The 17314-nt window shown below is 66.6% G+C and carries 14 protein-coding genes; 9 read left to right on the top strand and 5 right to left on the bottom strand.

Annotated features, from left to right (window positions below; all coding sequences use genetic code 11):
- The first annotated feature begins 15 nt into the window (after positions 1-15).
- Positions 16-1272 (top strand): 6-phosphofructokinase, encoded by a 1257-nt coding sequence (locus QHG62_RS15280; RefSeq protein WP_281146480.1) that lies wholly within the window; start codon positions 16-18, stop codon positions 1270-1272.
- Positions 1273-1277: 5 nt separating this feature from the next.
- Entirely contained in the window at positions 1278-1505 is a 228-nt protein-coding gene (locus tag QHG62_RS15275; protein ID WP_281146479.1) for a cysteine-rich CWC family protein, read from the top strand.
- A 4-nt stretch (positions 1506-1509) separates the two neighbouring features.
- Here the strand turns inward: QHG62_RS15275 and QHG62_RS15270 are convergent, their stop codons facing one another.
- Positions 1510-2976 (bottom strand): zinc-binding metallopeptidase family protein, encoded by a 1467-nt coding sequence (locus QHG62_RS15270; RefSeq protein ID WP_281146478.1) that lies wholly within the window; start codon positions 2974-2976, stop codon positions 1510-1512.
- A gap of 137 nt (positions 2977-3113) precedes the next feature.
- Here QHG62_RS15270 and QHG62_RS15265 point away from each other — a divergent pair, with 137 nt between their 5' ends.
- From QHG62_RS15265 to QHG62_RS15245, 5 genes are all read left to right on the top strand, one after another.
- On the top strand, positions 3114-4595 hold the full coding sequence (locus tag QHG62_RS15265) for an MFS transporter (protein WP_281146477.1): 1482 nt from the start codon (positions 3114-3116) through the stop codon (positions 4593-4595).
- 154 nt (positions 4596-4749) lie between these two features.
- Positions 4750-5808 carry an ABC transporter substrate-binding protein gene (locus tag QHG62_RS15260; RefSeq protein ID WP_281146476.1) on the top strand — a complete coding sequence of 353 codons (1059 nt, stop codon included), beginning with the start codon at positions 4750-4752 and terminating at the stop codon, positions 5806-5808.
- A gap of 50 nt (positions 5809-5858) precedes the next feature.
- Positions 5859-6626 (top strand): class II glutamine amidotransferase, encoded by a 768-nt coding sequence (locus QHG62_RS15255; RefSeq protein WP_281146475.1) that lies wholly within the window; start codon positions 5859-5861, stop codon positions 6624-6626.
- 106 nt (positions 6627-6732) lie between these two features.
- Positions 6733-8943 (top strand): TonB-dependent receptor, encoded by a 2211-nt coding sequence (locus tag QHG62_RS15250; RefSeq protein ID WP_281146474.1) that lies wholly within the window; start codon positions 6733-6735, stop codon positions 8941-8943.
- A gap of 1 nt (position 8944) precedes the next feature.
- Positions 8945-10243, top strand: a complete 1299-nt coding sequence (locus tag QHG62_RS15245; RefSeq protein WP_281146473.1) for a PepSY-associated TM helix domain-containing protein — start codon at positions 8945-8947, stop codon at positions 10241-10243.
- On the opposite strand, the gene gshB is transcribed toward QHG62_RS15245, so the two are convergent.
- Together gshB and QHG62_RS15235 are read right to left on the bottom strand one after the other, a co-directional pair.
- Positions 10203-11159 carry a glutathione synthase gene (gshB, locus tag QHG62_RS15240; RefSeq protein WP_281146472.1) on the bottom strand — a complete coding sequence of 319 codons (957 nt, stop codon included), beginning with the start codon at positions 11157-11159 and terminating at the stop codon, positions 10203-10205. The genes QHG62_RS15245 and gshB overlap by 41 nt on opposite strands.
- Positions 11159-12448, bottom strand: a complete 1290-nt coding sequence (locus QHG62_RS15235; protein ID WP_281146471.1) for a benzoate/H(+) symporter BenE family transporter — start codon at positions 12446-12448, stop codon at positions 11159-11161. The genes gshB and QHG62_RS15235 overlap by 1 nt, the downstream gene beginning before the upstream one ends.
- A gap of 91 nt (positions 12449-12539) precedes the next feature.
- Here QHG62_RS15235 and QHG62_RS15230 point away from each other — a divergent pair, with 91 nt between their 5' ends.
- Complete coding sequence (locus QHG62_RS15230) at positions 12540-12980, top strand: nuclear transport factor 2 family protein (protein ID WP_281146470.1); 441 nt, start codon at positions 12540-12542, stop codon at positions 12978-12980.
- Between the two features lie 10 nt (positions 12981-12990).
- The gene (locus tag QHG62_RS15225) at positions 12991-13914 is read left to right on the top strand and encodes a polysaccharide deacetylase family protein (RefSeq protein ID WP_281146469.1); all 924 of its coding nucleotides are present in this window, start codon (positions 12991-12993) and stop codon (positions 13912-13914) included.
- Between the two features lie 33 nt (positions 13915-13947).
- Here QHG62_RS15225 and QHG62_RS15220 read toward each other — a convergent pair whose 3' ends face one another.
- Complete coding sequence (locus QHG62_RS15220; RefSeq protein ID WP_281146468.1) at positions 13948-15819, bottom strand: potassium transporter Kup; 1872 nt, start codon at positions 15817-15819, stop codon at positions 13948-13950.
- A gap of 175 nt (positions 15820-15994) precedes the next feature.
- On the bottom strand, positions 15995-17302 hold the full coding sequence (gene gshA / locus QHG62_RS15215; RefSeq protein ID WP_281146467.1) for a glutamate--cysteine ligase: 1308 nt from the start codon (positions 17300-17302) through the stop codon (positions 15995-15997).
- Between the last annotated feature and the right edge of the window lie 12 nt (positions 17303-17314).

The following is a 17314-nucleotide window of genomic DNA, read 5'->3' as shown; positions in this document are numbered from 1 at the left end:
CGGGAGAATGGCCGCATGCCCATCCTCAACGCCTTCTACGCCCAGTCGGGCGGCGTCACCTCGGTCATCAATGCGTCGGCCTGCGGCGTGATCGAGACGGCACGAAAACACCCGGACCGCATCGGCAAGCTCTACGCCGGGCGCAACGGCATCATCGGCGCGCTGACCGAAGAACTCATCGACACCGGCGCCGAGCCGGCCGAGGCGATTGCGGCGCTGCGCACCACGCCTTCGGGCGCATTCGGCTCGTGCCGCTACAAGCTCAAGTCGCTCGAGAAGAACCGGCGCGAATACGAGCGGCTCATCGAAGTGTTCAAGGCGCATGGCATCGGCTACTTCTTCTACAACGGCGGCGGCGATTCGGCCGACACTTGCTTCAAGGTGAGCCAGCTGTCGCAGTCGCTCGGCTATCCGTTGCAGGCCATCCATGTGCCCAAGACCATCGACAACGACCTGCCGCTGACCGATTGCTGCCCGGGCTTCGGCTCGGTGGCCAAGTACGTGGCGGTGTCCACGCTCGAAGCCTCGTTCGACGTGCGTTCGATGGCGGCCACCTCCACCAAGGTGTTCGTGCTCGAGGTGATGGGGCGCCATGCGGGCTGGATCGCGGCGGCGGGCGGGCTTGCTGCGGACCACGGCATTCCGGTGGTGGTGCTGTTCCCCGAGATCGAGTTCGACAAGGCGCGGTTTCTGGCACGCGTGGACGAACTGGTGAAGCAGCACGGTTACTGCTCGGTAGTGGTGTCCGAAGGTTGCCACTACCCCGACGGCACCTTCCTGGCCGAGCAAGGCACGCGCGACGCTTTCGGCCATGCGCAGCTCGGCGGCGCAGCACCGGTGGTGGCGCAAATGGTCAAGGACGCGCTGGGCCACAAGTTCCACTGGGCCGTGGCCGACTACCTGCAGCGCGCGGCGCGGCACATTGCCTCGGCCACCGACGTGCGGCAGGCCTATGAGCTGGGGCAGCGTGCGGTCGAGCTGGCGCTGGAAGGCCACAACGCGGTCATGCCGACCATCGAGCGCACCTCCGATGCGCCCTACACCTACCGCATCGGCAGCGCACCGCTCGACGCAGTCGCGAATGTCGAAAAGCCGATGCCGCGCGACTTCATTTCGGATGATGGGTATGGCATTACCGACAAGTGCCGCCTTTACCTGCTGCCGCTGATCGAGGGCGAGGACTATCCGGCCTATCGCAACGGCTTGCCGGTGTACGCGACGCTGCGGAACGTGGCGGTGGCAAAGAAGCTGCCGGCTTTCGAGCTCGCCTGACGACCATGGCGGCAGTTATTTTCGACACGATGGACGCCACGCGCTGCCCGCTCTGCGGCGAGCAGAACCGCTGTGCGATGGAAGTTGCGCGCGAAACCGGAGAGCCGCAACCGCCCTGCTGGTGCATGGCAACGGACTTTCGCAATGCGCCGCTGGCGGCGGTGCCGCAGCAAATGCGCGGGAAGGCCTGCATTTGCGCGCGCTGCGCCGCGGGCACACCTGGCGGCTCCTAGTTTTTTAGAACTGCGCCGCGTTCTGTTGCTGGCTTTGCATCTGCGTCTGCGACTGTGACTGGTCGGGTTCCGGCCCGTTTGCAGGCCCGTTTGCGGGCTCGTTCACCGGCTCATTCGGCGGTTCATCCGCCGGTTCATTCGCTGGCACAGGAGGCTGCGAACCCTCCGGCAGCGGCACCGTCGGCGCGGCCGCCGTGGACGACGGGCGGTCGCGCTGCTCGGTCACCACGCAGTGGATGAACTGCAGCTTGCCCACGGCCGCACGCGGCAGCACGAAAGGGTAGTAGTCTGGCTGGCCCATGCTGCGCGACAACTCGTTCAGCACATTGGTGAGCAGCACCCAGCCATTCAGAAAGTCCAGGAACTTGGCTGCGCCGGGATGCTCGGGCCGCCACAGGTCTTCGAGCGTGAACAGGTCGCTCGCGAGTTCGACGTTGGTGGCATCCACGCCGAAGCTCATCGCCGTGTCGGTGGTGTCGGCCATGTGCAGGTAGTGCGCCCAGGTTTCGGCCCAGTCTTCCCACGGATGCATGCTCGCGTAGCTGCTCACGAAGTGAATCGACCAGTCGGGCGGCGGCCCTTGCTCGTAGTGCCGCTGGAGTGCTGCGGTGTAGTCGGCGCGCTCGTCGCCGAAGAGCACGCGAAACTCGTCCAGCCACGCCGTGGGCTGCACCAGCAGGTCCCAATAGTAGTGGCCGATTTCATGGCGAAAGTGGCCGAGCAACGTCCGGTAGGGCTCGCGCATCTCGGCGCGGATGCGTTCACGCACGGCATCTTCGGCCTCTTCGGCGTTGAGGGTGATCACGCCGTGCTCGTGGCCGGTCATCACATGCGGGCTGCCGGGCATGTTGCTCAGAAAATCGAAAGCCAGGCCGTGCGCCGGGTCGGCGTGGCGGCTCACCACCGGCAGCCCCAGCGCCAGCAGCTGCGAAATGAGCCGGCGCTTCGCGTGCTCCAGCTTGCGCCAAAGCTCGCCGTTGCTTTCCACGGAAAGGTCGGGAATGGTGCGGTTGACGCTGCATGCCAGGCAGTAGCCGGGCGCGAGGCCGTCGGTGTTGAACGCGGGATCGTCGCCCTCGCGCGGGGCCGGCACCATCCAGTTGCAGCTGGCGGCGGTCATGAGGTTGGCGCAGCGGCGGTACCTCTTGCCGTCCGGATTGCCGAACACGGTGAAGGTGCCGGGCAAGGGTTGCTCGCCCTCCGCCTGCGCCTGGTTGTCGCCAGCCTCTTCGACGGGCGCCAGCGGCACCACGCCGAGCCGCTCGATCACATACCCGAGCGGTGTGTGGCAGGCCAGGCACTGGCTGTTGCGCAGGAACACCGGGCGGCCGCACTGGCAGCGGTAGGCGCGGCTGACGGTGGGCGCGGCCAGTTCGGCCGCGAGGTTGGGCGCCGCCTGCGCGGTGTTCTGATCGGCTGCGCCGGCCTGGTTGCCGGTTTGCGCACCGGGTTGATCGGATTGGGGAGCCATGTCGTTTTTGGTTTTCTCGAAAGCAGTGCGGGACAGCCTGTCCATTGTGCGACCGTTGCATCGGCGCCCATTCGCGCAAAGACCGATATGCTTGTAGGACGACGGACCCGCACCCCGAGCCGAGCCGCCGCCTCACGATGCCCACTCCCCAGCCCGAAGCCGCACAGCCGGCACCGCCCACCCTCGGCACGATGCGCGAACGCTACGGTCCGCGCTACCGCTGGTACCTGCTGCTCTCGGTCATGGTGGGCGTGATGGCGTCGATCATGTCGTCGACCATCGTCAACGTGGCGATTCCGGGCATGAGCCACCACTTCTCGCTCGGGCAAGAGCGTGCGCAGTGGGTGAGCTCGGGTTTCATGGTGGCCATGACCGTTTCGATGCTCACCACCCCCTGGCTGCTGTCGCGCTACGGCTACAGGCGCACCTACGCGGGCACCATGGCGCTGCTGCTGGCGGGCGGGGTGGCGGGCGGGCTGGCCAATAATTTTTCGCTGGTGCTGCTGGCTCGCGTGGCCGAAGGGCTGGCGGCAGGCGTGGTGCAGCCCATTCCGGCCATCATCATCCTGCGCGCCTTCGAGCCGCGCGAGCAAGGCCGTGCGAGCGGCATCTTCGGCATGGGCGTGGTGCTGGCGCCGGCCATCGGCCCGAGCATCGGCGGGGTGCTGGTCGACCTTTTCGGCTGGCGCTCCATCTTCTTCATGGTGGTGCCGTTTTGCCTGGCGTCGCTCTGGCTGGCCTACAAGTTCGTGCCCACCACGGCGCCCGGCGGGGTGGCGGCCACGCGCGGCAGCGGGCTCGACTGGCGCGGCCTGGCCCTGGGCACGGCCGGCACGCTCTGCCTGCTGAACGGGCTGGTCGAGTTGCGAGGCGATTCGCCGCTGCAGGCGGCGCTGCTGCTGGGCGGCGCGCTGGTTGCCTTTGCGGCTTTCATATGGTGGCAGCGCCGGTTTGCGGCTTCGGGCGGCACGCCGCTGATGAACCTGGGCCTCTTCCAGTACCGGCAGTTCGCCATGGGCAGCGTGGTCGCCTTCATCTACGGCACGGCGCTGTTTGGCTCCACCTACCTGCTGCCGGTGTACATGCAAGTGGGGCTGCAGCTGTCGGCCTCGCACGTCGGCACCATCCTGCTGCCGGCGGGCATTGTGCTGGCCATCACCATTGCAGGCGTGGGCCGGCTGGCCGACCGGCAACCGACATGGCTGCTGGTGAGCATCGGCTTGGCGCTGCTGGCGGCCTCTTTTGCACTGATGGTGGTGGTGAGGCTCGACAGCGCGCTGTGGCTGCTGGTGGCGTTTGCCATCATCGGACGCGTCGGGCTGGGCTTCATCCTGCCTTCGCTCAACCTGGGCTCGATGCGGCCGCTGGCCAAGCCGCTGATTCCCCAGGGTGCCAGCGCCATCAACTTTTTGCGCATGCTCGGCGGTGCGGCCGGCGTGAGCCTGTGCGCCATCGTGCTCGAGTGGCGGCTGGCGGCGCACGGCGATTCGCTTGCCAACCCGACGACCAGCCCGGCGCGGCTGGCGGCGTTCGACGAGGTGTTCCTGATGCTGGCCGCGCTCTGCGCAATCGCCATCTGCGCGGCGTGGCAACTCCGGCAGTCGGAACCCCGAGGGTAAGCCCCAAGTAATACCTAAGCATCCATCGTTTCTAATTGTTAATATTGTTAGACATTGATGGAATGGGCTCCGTATGCAACGCAGAAGTTTTGTCGCTTCGTCGGCGGTTTTGGCTGCGGGCCTGGCCCGTTTGTCGTCGGCAAGTGGCGCCGAAATGGGCGTTAGCGACACGGAGATCGTGCTTGGCAGCTCGGCCGTTCTGAGCGGGCCGCTCGGCTCGCAGATCAAGGTTGTGCACAACGGCGCCGCGCTGGCATTCGACTCCGTCAACGAGCAAGGCGGCGTCAACGGACGCAAGATCAAGCTGGTGGCGCTGGACGACGAGCTGAAGCCCGAGAAAGCGCTGGAGAACTACGGCAAGCTGCTGAACGACCACCGCGTGTTCGCGTTCTTCGGCTGCGTGGGCTCGGGCACCACGTCCGCCGCGGCCAAGCTGCTGCAGCAAAGCGGCGCACCCAGCGTGGGCGGCTACGGCGTGGGCGACAGCGCCCGTGAACGCGTGGCGGGCTCGGCTTACTTCGTGCGCGCAAGCAATGCCCGCGAGGCGCAGGCGCTGGTCGAGCACCTGTCGACCATCGGTGTGAGCAGGATCGCCATCGCGCACCTGGACAATCCCGGCGGTCTCGAGGCGGTCAAGCTGATCGAGGCGGCCATGGCCACCCACAAGCAGGCGCCCACGGTGGTGGTCGCGGTGAAGGGCGACGGCTCTACCTCTGCCGCCGCCGGCAAGACGCTTGCCGACAGCCAACCCCAGGCCGTGCTGATGTACCTGGCCGGCACGGTCACGGGCGAAGTGATCAAGGCCATGTATGCCGCGGGCAGCAAGCCGATGTTCTACGGCATGTCGGTCGTCTCGGGCGAAGTCACGGCCAAGGTGGTTCCGCTGCAGGCCGGCGGGCTGGCCATTTCGCAGGTCACGCCGTATCCGTGGGGCGAGGTCGAAGTGGTGACGCGCGACTACCGGCGCCTGGCCGAACGCGCGCAGGTGCCCGTGGGCTACGGCAGCTTCGAGGGCTACCTGAACGGGCTGGTGATGATCGAGGCGCTCAAGCGCACCGGCCGCGACCTGACCCGCGCCCGCCTGCATGCCACGCTGCGGGCGCTCAAGCTGCGCCTGGCGGGCATGGACATCGATTTTTCGACCGGTGCCACCACCGGCTCTCGCTTCATCGAAATGGTGCGCGTCACGCCCGAAGGCCGCTTCGTTCGCTGAGCGTTGGGCGGGTTCGCCCGCGGCGGCTGCGCTCGCGCTTTAATAGCGCCATGTGCCAACTGCTCGGAATGAACTGCAACACGCCCACGGACGTGACCTTCAGCTTTACGGGCTTTGCCCAGCGTGGCGGCCGCACCGACCACCACGCCGACGGCTGGGGCATCGCCTTTTTCGAAGACCGGGGCCTGCGCCACTTCGTCGACCACATGCCCGCGAGCGAATCGCCGGTGGCCGAGCTGATCCGGCGCTACCCCATTCAAAGCCGCAACGTCATTGCGCACATCCGCAAGGCCACGCAGGGTGCCATCAACCTGCAGAACTGCCACCCCTTCGTGCGCGAGCTGTGGGGCCGCTACTGGGTGTTTGCCCACAACGGCGACCTGAAGGACTTTCGCCCACGCCTGCACGGCAACTTTCATCCGGTGGGCAACACCGACAGCGAGCATGCCTTCTGCTGGCTGATGCAGGAGCTGGCCAAGTCGCATGCGGGCGTGCCGAGCATCGAGGAGCTCACGCTCACGCTGCGCGAACTGGCGCCGCAGCTCGCCCGCCACGGCACCTTCAATTTCATGCTCTCGAACGGCCAGGCGCTCTGGGCCCATGCCTCCACCAACCTCTGGTACGTGGAGCGCCGCCATCCCTTCGTCACCGCGCAGCTCGCGGACGAAGACCTCGAGATCGACTTTGCGCGGCACACCACGCCCAACGATCGCGTGGCGGTGGTGGTGACCGCGCCGCTCACGAGCAATGAAAGCTGGACGCCCTTCGTGCCGGGCGAGCTGCATGTGTTTGTGGACGGTAAACGGCTGGGGCACTGAGGCGTTTCTACTGACACTTTTTCGCAACATTGAGAGAAAGTATCGGCAAACCGGCTCGACGGGGTAACAATAATGGTTCTCATTTGCGCCCCTTTCGAACCTTTCAATGTCTTCTTCCTCCCCTTTTCTGCGCGCCAGCCTGCGCCCGACGGTTGCCGCCACGCTGCTCGTTCTCAATGCCTTGGCTGCCTCGGCCCAGACCGCCGCGCCGGTTGAAGCCGCCGGCACCCTCGGCACCGTTACCGTCGAAGCCAGCGCCGACGCCTCGGCCGAAGGCCTGACCAAGCCCTTTGCCGGCGGCCAAGTGGCCCGTGGCGGGCGCGTGGGCATCCTGGGCAACCAGGACATGATGAGCTCGCCGTTCTCGAGCACCAACTACACCAACGAGCTCATCCAGGACCAGCAGGCCAAGAGCGTTGCCGACGTGCTGCTCAATGATCCGTCGGTGCGCCAGGCGCGCGGCTTCGGCAACTTCCAGGAGCTTTATGTGGTGCGCGGCTTCCCCGTGTACTCGGACGACGTGGCCTACAACGGCCTGTACGGCATGCTGCCGCGCCAGTACATCGCCTCTGAATTCTTCGAGCGCGTGGAAGTGTTCCGCGGCGCCAACACCTTCCTGAACGGCGCCGCGCCCGGCGGCAGCGGCATCGGCGGCGCGATCAACCTGCTGCCCAAGCGGGCGTCCAACGAGCCGCTCACGCGCGTCGGCTTCGGCGTGCAGACCGGCGGACAGGGCTACGTGAACCTCGACCTGGCGCGCCGCTTCGGCCCCGACGACAGCTTGGGCGTTCGCATGAATGCCGTGCGCCGCGAAGGCGGCACCGGCGTCCATAAAGAGAGCCAGCAGCTCAGCGCCTTTGCCGTCGGCCTGGACTGGCGCAACCGCAACGTGCGCCTGTCGGCCGACTTCGGCTACCAGGACTACGACCTGAAGGACGGCCGCCCGAGCCTCACGCCCTCGTCGGCGCTGCCGATTCCGCGTGCGCCCGACGCCAGCACCAACTTTGCGCAGCCTTGGACCTATTCGAAGGAGAAGGATAAGTTCGCCACCTTCCGCGGTGAAGTCGACATCACCGACAACATCACCGCCTGGGCCGCGGGCGGCGTGCGCCGCAGCGACGAAGACAACGTGCTGGCGAACCCGACGCTCGCCGACGCGTTCGGCAACACCAGCGGCACGCGTTTCAGCAACACCCGCAAGGACCGCATCGGCACGGCCGAGATCGGCGTGCGCGGCAATTTCGTGACCGGACCGGTGAAGCACGCGGTGGTGGCTTCGGCCGCCACATACAGCAACGACCGCGACAACGCCTACACGATCTCGCGCGGCAGCCTGCGCAACAACATCTATGCGCCGTACGCGTCGCCCTTCCCGGTCGCCAATAACTTCACCGGCAACACGCTGGAAGACCCGCGCCTGACCGACAAGATCAAGACCTCGAGCGTTGCAGTGGCCGACACCATGTCGTTCATGGACGACCGCCTGCTGGTCACGCTCGGCGTGCGCCGGCAGACGATCGAGCAGACCAGCTTCGCCTACAACACGGTCAAGGAAACGAGCGCCTACGACAAGAGCAAGACCACGCCGGTGGCCGGCGTCGTGTTCAAGATCACGCCGAGCACCTCTGTCTACGCGAACTACATCGAAGGCCTCGTCAAGGGCAACGTGGCACCCGGCACGGTCAACAGCCGTCCGGTCACCAACGCCGGCGAGGTGTTCGCGCCGTACCAGGCCAAGCAGAAGGAAGTCGGCGTCAAGTACGACGGCGGCACCGTCGGTGCAAGCGCGGCCTTCTTCACCACCGACCAGCCCACGTACCAGTACGAGGGCCAGACCTACGGCCTGTACGGCAAGCAGCGCAACCAAGGCCTGGAGTTCTCGGTGTTCGGCCAGCCTGCCAAGGGGCTGCGCCTTCTGGGCGGCCTGACGCTGCTCGACGCCAAGCAGAAGGACACGCAAGGCGGTGCCACCGACGGCCGCACGGCCATCGGCGTTGCCAAGCAGCAGGCCAACCTGGGCGCCGAATGGGACGTACCGGGCGTGCGCAACCTGTCGCTGAACGCGCGTTTGCTCTACACCTCCAAGCAGTACGCCAACGCGGCCAACACGCAGCAGATCCCGGGCTGGACGCGCTTCGACATCGGCGCGCGCTACCTGGTCGACCTGGGCAACGGCCGCGCACTCACGCTGCGCGCGCGCATCGACAACCTGTTCAACAAGTCGTACTGGGCGTCGGTGGGCGGCACGCAGGGCTCCAACTACCTGGTCCTCGGCGCACCGCGCACCTTTGCGGTCAGCGGCACCATCGACTTCTGAGATGCGCGCCTTCGCGACGACAGTGCACCGCTGGGCGGGCCTCGCGGTTGCACTGTTCCTCATTGTCTCGGGCCTGACCGGCGCCGTGATCTCGTGGGACCACGAGATCGACGGCTGGCTCAACAGCGAGCTCTACGACACCGAATCGCGCGGGCCGTTCCGCGATCCGTTCGACCTGGCGGCCGCGGTCGAGGCGCACGACCCGCGCGCACGCGTCGCGTACATGCCGCTCGGGTTCGAGGAAGGCCACGCGGCCGGCTACTTCGTGCAGCCGCGCACCGACCCCGCCACCGGCAAGCCCTACCAGCTCGGCTACAACCGCGTGTACGTCGATCCAGTGACGGCCGAGATCCGCGGCCGGCGCGACTCGACCGCGATCTCGCTCAAGCCCGAGACGCTGATGCCGTTCCTGCGCAAGCTGCACTACACGCTGCATGTGCCGGCCGTCTGGGGCACCGACCGGCTGGGCTACTGGATCATGGGCGGCGTGGCGCTGGTGTGGCTGCTCGACAGCTTCGTTGCGCTGTACCTCACGACGCCGCGGCGCCAGCGCCGGGCCGCGCACCCCGAGCACCGCGCTGCGCGCGAATGGTGGCGCCGCTGGAAGCCGGCCTGGGCCGTGCGATGGGCGGCCGGCGGCTACAAGCTCAACTTCGACCTGCACCGCGCGGGCGGGCTGTGGATGTGGGCGCTGATCATCCTCATCGCCTTCACGTCGTTCTCGCTGAATCTCTACAAGGAAATCTTCCACCCGATGCTGTCGCTGGTGTCGAAGACCACGCCCGGCCCCTCGGCACTGGTGCCGCTTGCACCGCTGGGCACACGCATCGAACCCACCATAGGTTTTCGCCAGATCGTTGCGGACGCCGAGGCCGAAGCACGCCGGCGCGGCTGGACCACGCCGCTGGGCGGCGTGTTCTACAACCAGCGCGGCGGCTTCTACAACGTGTCGTTCTTCGACCATGCCTCGCACGACGACAGCGACGGCATGGGCTTGTCCAACCTCTACCTGGACGGCCGCGACGGCCACATCATCAGCAGCAACCGGCCATGGCACGGCACGGCGGCCGACGTGTTCGCGCAGCTGCAATTGCCGCTGCACGGCGGACGCATCCTGGGGCTGCCGGGACGCATCCTGATGTCGCTCATGGGGCTGGCGGTGGCGGGCCTGTCCATCACGGGCATCGTGATCTGGTGGCGCAAGCGGCGCGCGCGGCTGCTGCAGACACGGCGGCAGCGCGAGGCGCTACCCGAGGAACTCAGCGCGGTGCGGCAAGGTGCGCCTCGAGCGCATCGATGAACATCTTCGGCACGTCGAAGCCGGTCTGCTCGGTGATCTCCTGGAAGCAGGTCGGGCTCGTCACGTTGATCTCGGTGACCGAGTCGCCGATCACGTCGAGCCCGATCAAGAGCAGCCCGCGCGGCGCGAGCACCCGGCCAATGGCCTCGGCGATCTCGCGGTTGCGCGCCGTGAGCGGCTGGGCCACACCCTTGCCGCCGGCCGCCAGGTTGCCGCGCACCTCGGTGCCTTGCGGAATGCGCGCCAGCACAAAGGGCGCGGGCTCGCCCGCAATGATCAGGATGCGCTTGTCGCCCTGAACCACCTCTGGCACGAAGCGCTGCACCATGATGGTTTCGGCGCCGTTCTTGTTGAGCGTCTCGACGATGGAGCCGAGGTTCAACGCGTCCTGCTTCACGCGGAAGATGCCCATGCCGCCCATGCCGTCGAGTGGCTTCAGGATGATGTCGCCATGCTCGGCATGAAAGTCGCGCACGGCCTGCGCGCTGCGCGTGACCAGCGTGGGCGTGACGAACTGCGGAAACTCCATGATCGCGAGCTTCTCGGGGTGGTCGCGCAACGCGCTCGGCTTGTTGACCACGCGCGCGCCTTCGCGTTCGGCCTGCTCGAGCAGGTGCGTGGCATAGATGTATTCGGCGTCGAAGGGCGGGTCCTTGCGCATCAGCACGGCGTCGAAGTCCTTCAGCGCCTTGGCCTCGCTGATATCGACGCGGTACCAGTCCCTTGCGTCTCCGGTGAGCGTGATCTGCTGCACCGTGGCGGTGACCTGCCCGCCCGACTTCCACTGGATGTCCTGCGGCAGGCAGGCCGCGATGCGATAGCCGCGGCGCTGGGCCTCGCGCATCATCGAGAAGGTCGTGTCCTTGTAGATCTTGAAATGATCGAGCGGATCGGCGACGAAGAGGATGTTTTTCATCAGGGAGTCTTTCCGGCGCCAGGTGTGGCCGCCATGTTGCTGCTGTCTGGCGCGATGTTGCCGGAAGCGGCGATGTCCTTGCCGGCGGAGGCCTTTGTCTTCGTGCGTCCGGCCTGCTGCACCGCCAATGCCAGTGCACCGGCCACCACGCCCCAGAACGCCGAGCCAATGCCCAGGATGGCCACGCCCGAGAGCGTGACCAGGAAGGTGATGATCGCGGCCTCGCGGTGCGGCTCGTCGCGCACCGCACCCGCCAGCCCGCTGCCGATGGTGCCCAGCAGCGCCAGGCCGGCGATGGCGGCGACCAGCTCTTTCGGAAACGCCGTGAGCAGCCCGGTGACCGCCGCGCCGAAGAATGCGATCACCACGTAGATGGCGCCGCAGCTTGCGGCCGCCGTGTAGCGCCGCGCCGGGTCTTCATGCGCCTCGCGGCCCATGCAGATGGCGGCGCTGATGGCGCCCAGGTTCAGTGCAAAGGCACCGAAGGGCGCCAGCACCAGCGTTGCCAGCCCGGTGACGGTGATGAGCTTGCTCACCGGCAGGTCGCCGTAGCCCGCCGCACGCATCGTCGCCACGCCCGGCAGGTTCTGCGACGCCATGGTGACGATGAAAAGCGGCAAGGCCAGGCTGACGATGGCCTGCCAGCTGAACACCGGCATGGTGAACACGGGCCATGTGAGCGAGAAGTGCACCGTCGACCAGCTCAGCTCGCCGCGCGCGGCCACGAAGGCAATGGCAACCAGCAGCGTGAGCGGCACCGCATAGCGCGGCAGCAGGCGCTTCGCGACCAGGTAGGTGCCGAGCATCAGAAGCACCAGCGGCAGCGCGGTCTTGGCGGCAATGAACGCATCCAGCCCGAAGCGCGCGAGCACGCCGGCAAGCAGGGCCGAGGCGATCGCCATCGGAATCCTGTTCATGACCCGCTCGAACCAACCCGTAGCGCCCGCCAGCACGATGAGCACGGCGCAGGCGATGAAGGCGCCGACCGCCTCGCCCATGCCGTAGCTGCCCGCAGCCACGGCAAGCACGGCGGCGCCCGGCGTGCTCCAGGCAATCATCACCGGCTTGCGCCACCACAGCGACAGCACGATGGATGGCAGGCCCATGCCGATGCCCAGCGCCCACATCCACGAGGCCGCGATCTCGGGCGTGGCGCCGAAAGCCTGTGCGGCCTGGAACACGATGGCCACCGAGCTCGTGAAGCCCACGAGCACGGCGACGAAGCCGGCGGTGAAGGCGGAAAGGCTCAGATCCTTGAAGAAACGCATCGGCCAATTGTGCCGGGACACCAAGGCTTCAGTTCCGGCCCATCGGCGCGGGAATTGCTATGGATTGTCTTGTCTGGCCATGCACCGCGTGGCCTCATGCCCGGAGGACCCCATGGATCCACTCGCTTCGCCCGACGAACCTGCATTGCAGGGCCCTGCCACGCCCGCCGGAGTCGTCGACGAATTTCTTCGCCTGGTGATGATTCCCGATCCCCAAGCGGCCTCACGCTTCACCGCGCCCGACATCCGCATCCGCTTTACAGGCAACCGCCCGATGCATGCGCCCGGTGACACCTCGGCGTTCAATGCCAAGCGCTATGCGTGGGTAAAGAAGAAGATCGAGCGCACCGAAACCGTGGCCGGCGGCACGCCGGAGGAAACGGTGGTCTACAGCCTCGGCACGCTCTACGGCGCCTGGCCAGACGGCACAGCCTTCGAAGGCAACCGCTATGTCGACCGCTACGTGGTGCGCAACGGGCTCATCGTGCAGATGGATGTATGGAACGACAGCGCCGAATGGCTCCTGGTGCGCGCCGGGCTGGCGGTGCTGTGAGGCACGGCACATGACGGCGCGCTGGCCCGAACGGCTTCCCACGCACGGCCGCTTCGGCTACAGCCCCATCACCCGGCGGCCCGGCTACGCATGGCCGAACGGCTCGCGGCTGGCGGTGTACATCGGCTTCAACATCGAGCACTTTGCATTCGGCGACGGCCTGGGCGCATGCATTGGACCGGCCTCGCCGCAGCCCGATGTGCTGAACCACGGCTGGCGCGACTACGGCAACCGCGTGGGCGCGTGGCGCTGCCTGGAGCTGTTCGATTCGCTGGGGCTTCCCTCCGGTGCGCTCATCAACACGGCGCTTTACGACCATTGCCCGGAGCTGGTACAGGCTTGCGTGGCCCGCGGCGACGAGCTCATCGGCCACGGCCACAGCAACGCCGAACGCCAGGGTAGCTGGCACGAAGACGACGAACGCGCGCTGCTGGTGCGTTGCCGCGAGCGCATGCGGCAAGAGAGCGGCCAGGCGCCGGCCGGATGGCTGTCACCGTGGATTTCGGAAAGCGCGGTCACGCCCGACCTGCTGGCCGAGACCGGCTATGGCTACACGCTCAACTGGTGCCACGACGACCAACCGGTGCGCATGCGCACGCGCGGCGGCGCCTCGATCTGGTCGGTGCCGTATCCGCAGGAGCTCAACGACATTCCGATGATCATGGGCCGCCTGATGGATGCGAAGGACTTCAGCGCGATGGTGATCGACAACTTCGACGAAATGCTCGGGCAGTCGCGCGCGCAGCCGCTGGTCATGGGGCTTGCGCTGCATCCGTACATCGTGGGCCAGCCGTATCGGCTGCGGCACTTGCGAACGGCGCTGTCTCACCTGGCGCGTGCACGCGACCGGGGCGAAATCTGGCTCACCACGCCGTGCGCGATTGCATCGCATGTGCAGCAGCTTGCGGCGGACCGGCCGGCGGACTTCGCTTGAGCGAAAGCCGCGGGGCCCGCACGCACGCCGGCTTCAAATCTCGATCTTCGAGCCCAGCTCCACCACCGCGTTGTTCGGCAGCCCCAGGAACGCGGCCGCACCGCTCGCGTTGTGGTGCATCTGCGCAAACAGCTTTTCGCGCCACGGCGCCATGCCGCTGCCGAGCGTGGGAATGACGACGTCGCGCGAGAGGAAGTAGCTCGTCGCCATGGGCTCGAGCTGGCAGCCGCGCAGGCGCGCGTGGTCCAGAGCGCGGGGCAGGTCGACGTCGTTCTTGAAGCCGTAATGCACGATGATCTGCCAACAATGGTGGCCGAGCGCCTCGATCTCGATGCGCTTGTCCATCGGGATCCAGGGCACTTCGTGGTTGCGCACGGTGACGAACATGTTCTGCTCGTGCAGCACCTTGTTGTGCTTCAGGTTGTGCAGCAGTGCGTTGGGCAGCACGCCCGGCTCCGCGGTAAGAAACACCGCCGTGCCTTCCACCCGCGCCGGCGGGCTTTCGAACACGGAATCGAGAAACGCCTTGAGCTCGATCGCATCGGCGCGCTGCACCTCGCCCATCAGGCGGCGGCCTTCCTTCCAGGTGATCATCAAGGTGAACACGGCGCCGCCGATCACCAGCGGGAACCAGCCGCCTTCGAACAGCTTGAGCAGGTTCGACGCGAAGAACAGGAAGTCGACCACGAAGAAGACCGCCGTGGACGCAATGCACAGCGCCAGCGGCAGCTTCCATGCATAGCGGATCACGAAGAAGGTCAGCACCGTGGTGATGAGCATGTCGGTGGTCACCGCAATGCCGTAGGCCGCGGCCAGGCTGCTCGACGAGCGGAACATGACAACCGCCAGCACGATGGCCACGAACAGGCCCCAGTTGACCAGCGGAATGTAGATCTGCCCGGCAGTGCGCACGCTCGTGTGCTCGATGTTCAGGCGCGGCAGGTAGCCCAGCTGGATGACCTGGCGCGTGACGCTGAAGGCGCCGGTAATGAGTGCCTGCGACGCAATGACCGTGGCGGCCGTGGCCAGCAGCACCAGCGGAACGAGTGCCCATTCGGGCGCCATCATGAAGAACGGGTTCTTCACGGCCTCCGGGTTCTCGAGCAGCAATGCGCCTTGCCCGAAGTAGTTGAGCGTGAGCGCCGGCATCACCACCGTGAACCACGCCAGGCGGATCGGCCGCTTGCCGAAGTGGCCCAGGTCGGCGTAGAGCGCCTCGGCACCCGTGACGCACAGCACCGTGGCGCCCAGCAGGATGAAGCTGGTGCCCGGGTTGTCCCACATGAACTTCAGCGCGAACCAGGGGTTCAGCGCTTTGAGAATCTCGGGGTGGTGAACGATCTGCGACACGCCAAGCACGGCAATGGCCAGGAACCACACCAGCGTGATCGGGCCGAAGAACTTGCCGATGCCCGCGGTGCCGCGCTTTTGCACCACGAAGAGGCAGAACAGCACCAGCAGCGTGACCGGCAGCACATAGTGCTTGAAGTGGGGCGACACCACCTCGAGGCCCTCGACCGCCGAAAGCACCGAAATGGCGGGCGTGATGACGCCGTCGCCATAGAAGAGCGAGGTACCGAAGATGCCCACCAGCAGCAGCACATTGCGCAGCCTGGGCTTGTCGGCCACCGCGCGCGAGGCCAGCGCGAGCATGGCAACCAGGCCGCCCTCGCCTTCGTTGTCGGCCCGCAGCACCAGCACCACATATTTGATGGACACGATGACGGTGAGCGTCCAGAAGAACATCGACAGGATGCCGTAGACGTTCTCGATGGTGAAAGGAAGGTGGCCGTGGCCGAACACTTCCTTGACTGCATACAGCACGCTGGTGCCGATGTCGCCATAGACGACACCGATGGTGCCGATGATCAAGGCGGCGGCGGAGGAAGATTTGGGAGGTGACACGAAGTCGATGGGAAAAAGAGCGAACTGCAAACGCGTAACCAGGTGTCACACGCCCCGGGATGCCGCCGCGCCGGCGTTTTCAGCCGTTTGCGCGCACCCTCCGCCCTTTTGTTTCCTTTACTGTGGGGCCGCTATTTTGCCGCCGACCGCCCCTGCCGCAACCCACCCCGGAAAATCATTCGTAGATTTCCGCGTCCGGATCGGTGGCTTCCATCTCGTAGCTGGCTGCCACCATGGCCAGGCGGCCCACCACGCCATACATGTAGAAGCGGTTGGGCGCGCTCGCGCCGGGCTTGGCGCCGGGCTGCGGCAGATGCGCGCTTTCCGAAAAAGCCAGGGGCACGAAGCTCGCGCCGGGAGACTTCAGGTTTTCGTCCGGGGCGCGCTCGGCATGCACGCGGTAGAACCCCCCCACCACGTAGCGGTCCATCATGTAGACCACCGGCTCGGCCACGCCGTTGTGCACGCGCTCATTGGTCAGCACGCCTTCCTGCACGATCACCTCGCCGGGCCCGCGCAGCTCCCTGGCCGCGGCGGCCTTGCTGCCCGCTGCGGCGCGCGGCTTTCCGACGAGGCCTTCGACCTCTTTCGCGTCGTGCACCGTCATCACGCCCGGGCCGTCGCTGCCGGTCTGGCCCTTGACGATCACGAAGGGCTTCTCGTTGATGCCGTATTCCTTGTACTTGCGGCGCACCTTGGTCAGCACCGCGTCCACATGGCTGGTCAGCACGTCGATGCCGCGGCCTTCGGCAAAGTCGATGCCTTCGGCGCGCGCATAGATCGGGTTGATGAGCCAGGGGTCGATGCCCAGCAGCTTGCCGAAGCGCTTGGACAGCTCTTCATAGCTGTGCAGGTGGTTGCTCTTGCGCCGCACCGACCAGCCGGCGTGCAGCGGCGGCAGCAGGTACTGCTCGTGCAGGTCTTCCAGAATGCCCGGCGTGCCGGCCGACAGCTCATTGTTGAGCAGGATGGTGCAGGGGTCGAAATTCTTGAGGCCGAGGCGGCGCTTGCTGCGCACCACGGGCTCCAGGCACACGGTTTCGCCGTTGGGCAGCTCGATCTTCTTGGGCGACTTGATGGCCGGGTCGATGGAGCCCACCCGCACGTTGAGTCCCGCCATGTGGAAGATGCGCACCAGCTGCGCAATGTTGGCAAGGTAGAAGGTGTTCTTCGAGTGGTTCTCGGGAATGACCAGCAGGTTGCGCGCCTCCGGGCAGATCTTCTCGATGGCGGCCTGCGCGGCCTGCACCGCGAGCGGCAGCATTTCCTTGGTGAGATTGTTCCAGCCGCCCGGAAAAAGATTGGTGTCGACCGGCGCAAGCTTGAAGCCGGCATTGCGGATGTCGACCGCGCTGTAGAACGGGGGCGTGTGTTCCATCCATTCGAGCCGGAACCAGCGCTCGATGGCGGGCGTGGAGTCGAGTACCCGCTGCTCCAGTTCGTTGATCGGGCCGGTCAGGGCGGTGACTAGATGCGGAACCATGCGGCGGCCTTA

Source organism: Variovorax paradoxus (genome assembly GCF_029919115.1).
Taxonomy (GTDB): Bacteria; Pseudomonadota; Gammaproteobacteria; order Burkholderiales; family Burkholderiaceae_C; genus Variovorax; species Variovorax paradoxus_O.
Note: the sequence above shows the minus strand (reverse complement) of the source record. Positions and strands in the feature narration are given on the sequence as shown.

Coding starts and splice junctions, on each gene's coding strand:
- QHG62_RS15280 (WP_281146480.1), top strand. CDS start 16: ATGCCCATCCTCAACGCCTTCTACGCCCAGTCGGGCGGCGTCACCTCG.
- QHG62_RS15275 (WP_281146479.1), top strand. CDS start 1,278: ATGGCGGCAGTTATTTTCGACACGATGGACGCCACGCGCTGCCCGCTC.
- QHG62_RS15270 (WP_281146478.1), bottom strand. CDS start 2,976: ATGGCTCCCCAATCCGATCAACCCGGTGCGCAAACCGGCAACCAGGCC.
- QHG62_RS15265 (WP_281146477.1), top strand. CDS start 3,114: ATGCCCACTCCCCAGCCCGAAGCCGCACAGCCGGCACCGCCCACCCTC.
- QHG62_RS15260 (WP_281146476.1), top strand. CDS start 4,750: ATGGGCGTTAGCGACACGGAGATCGTGCTTGGCAGCTCGGCCGTTCTG.
- QHG62_RS15255 (WP_281146475.1), top strand. CDS start 5,859: ATGTGCCAACTGCTCGGAATGAACTGCAACACGCCCACGGACGTGACC.
- QHG62_RS15250 (WP_281146474.1), top strand. CDS start 6,733: ATGTCTTCTTCCTCCCCTTTTCTGCGCGCCAGCCTGCGCCCGACGGTT.
- QHG62_RS15245 (WP_281146473.1), top strand. CDS start 8,945: ATGCGCGCCTTCGCGACGACAGTGCACCGCTGGGCGGGCCTCGCGGTT.
- gshB (WP_281146472.1), bottom strand. CDS start 11,159: ATGAAAAACATCCTCTTCGTCGCCGATCCGCTCGATCATTTCAAGATC.
- QHG62_RS15230 (WP_281146470.1), top strand. CDS start 12,540: ATGGATCCACTCGCTTCGCCCGACGAACCTGCATTGCAGGGCCCTGCC.
- QHG62_RS15225 (WP_281146469.1), top strand. CDS start 12,991: ATGACGGCGCGCTGGCCCGAACGGCTTCCCACGCACGGCCGCTTCGGC.
- gshA (WP_281146467.1), bottom strand. CDS start 17,302: ATGGTTCCGCATCTAGTCACCGCCCTGACCGGCCCGATCAACGAACTG.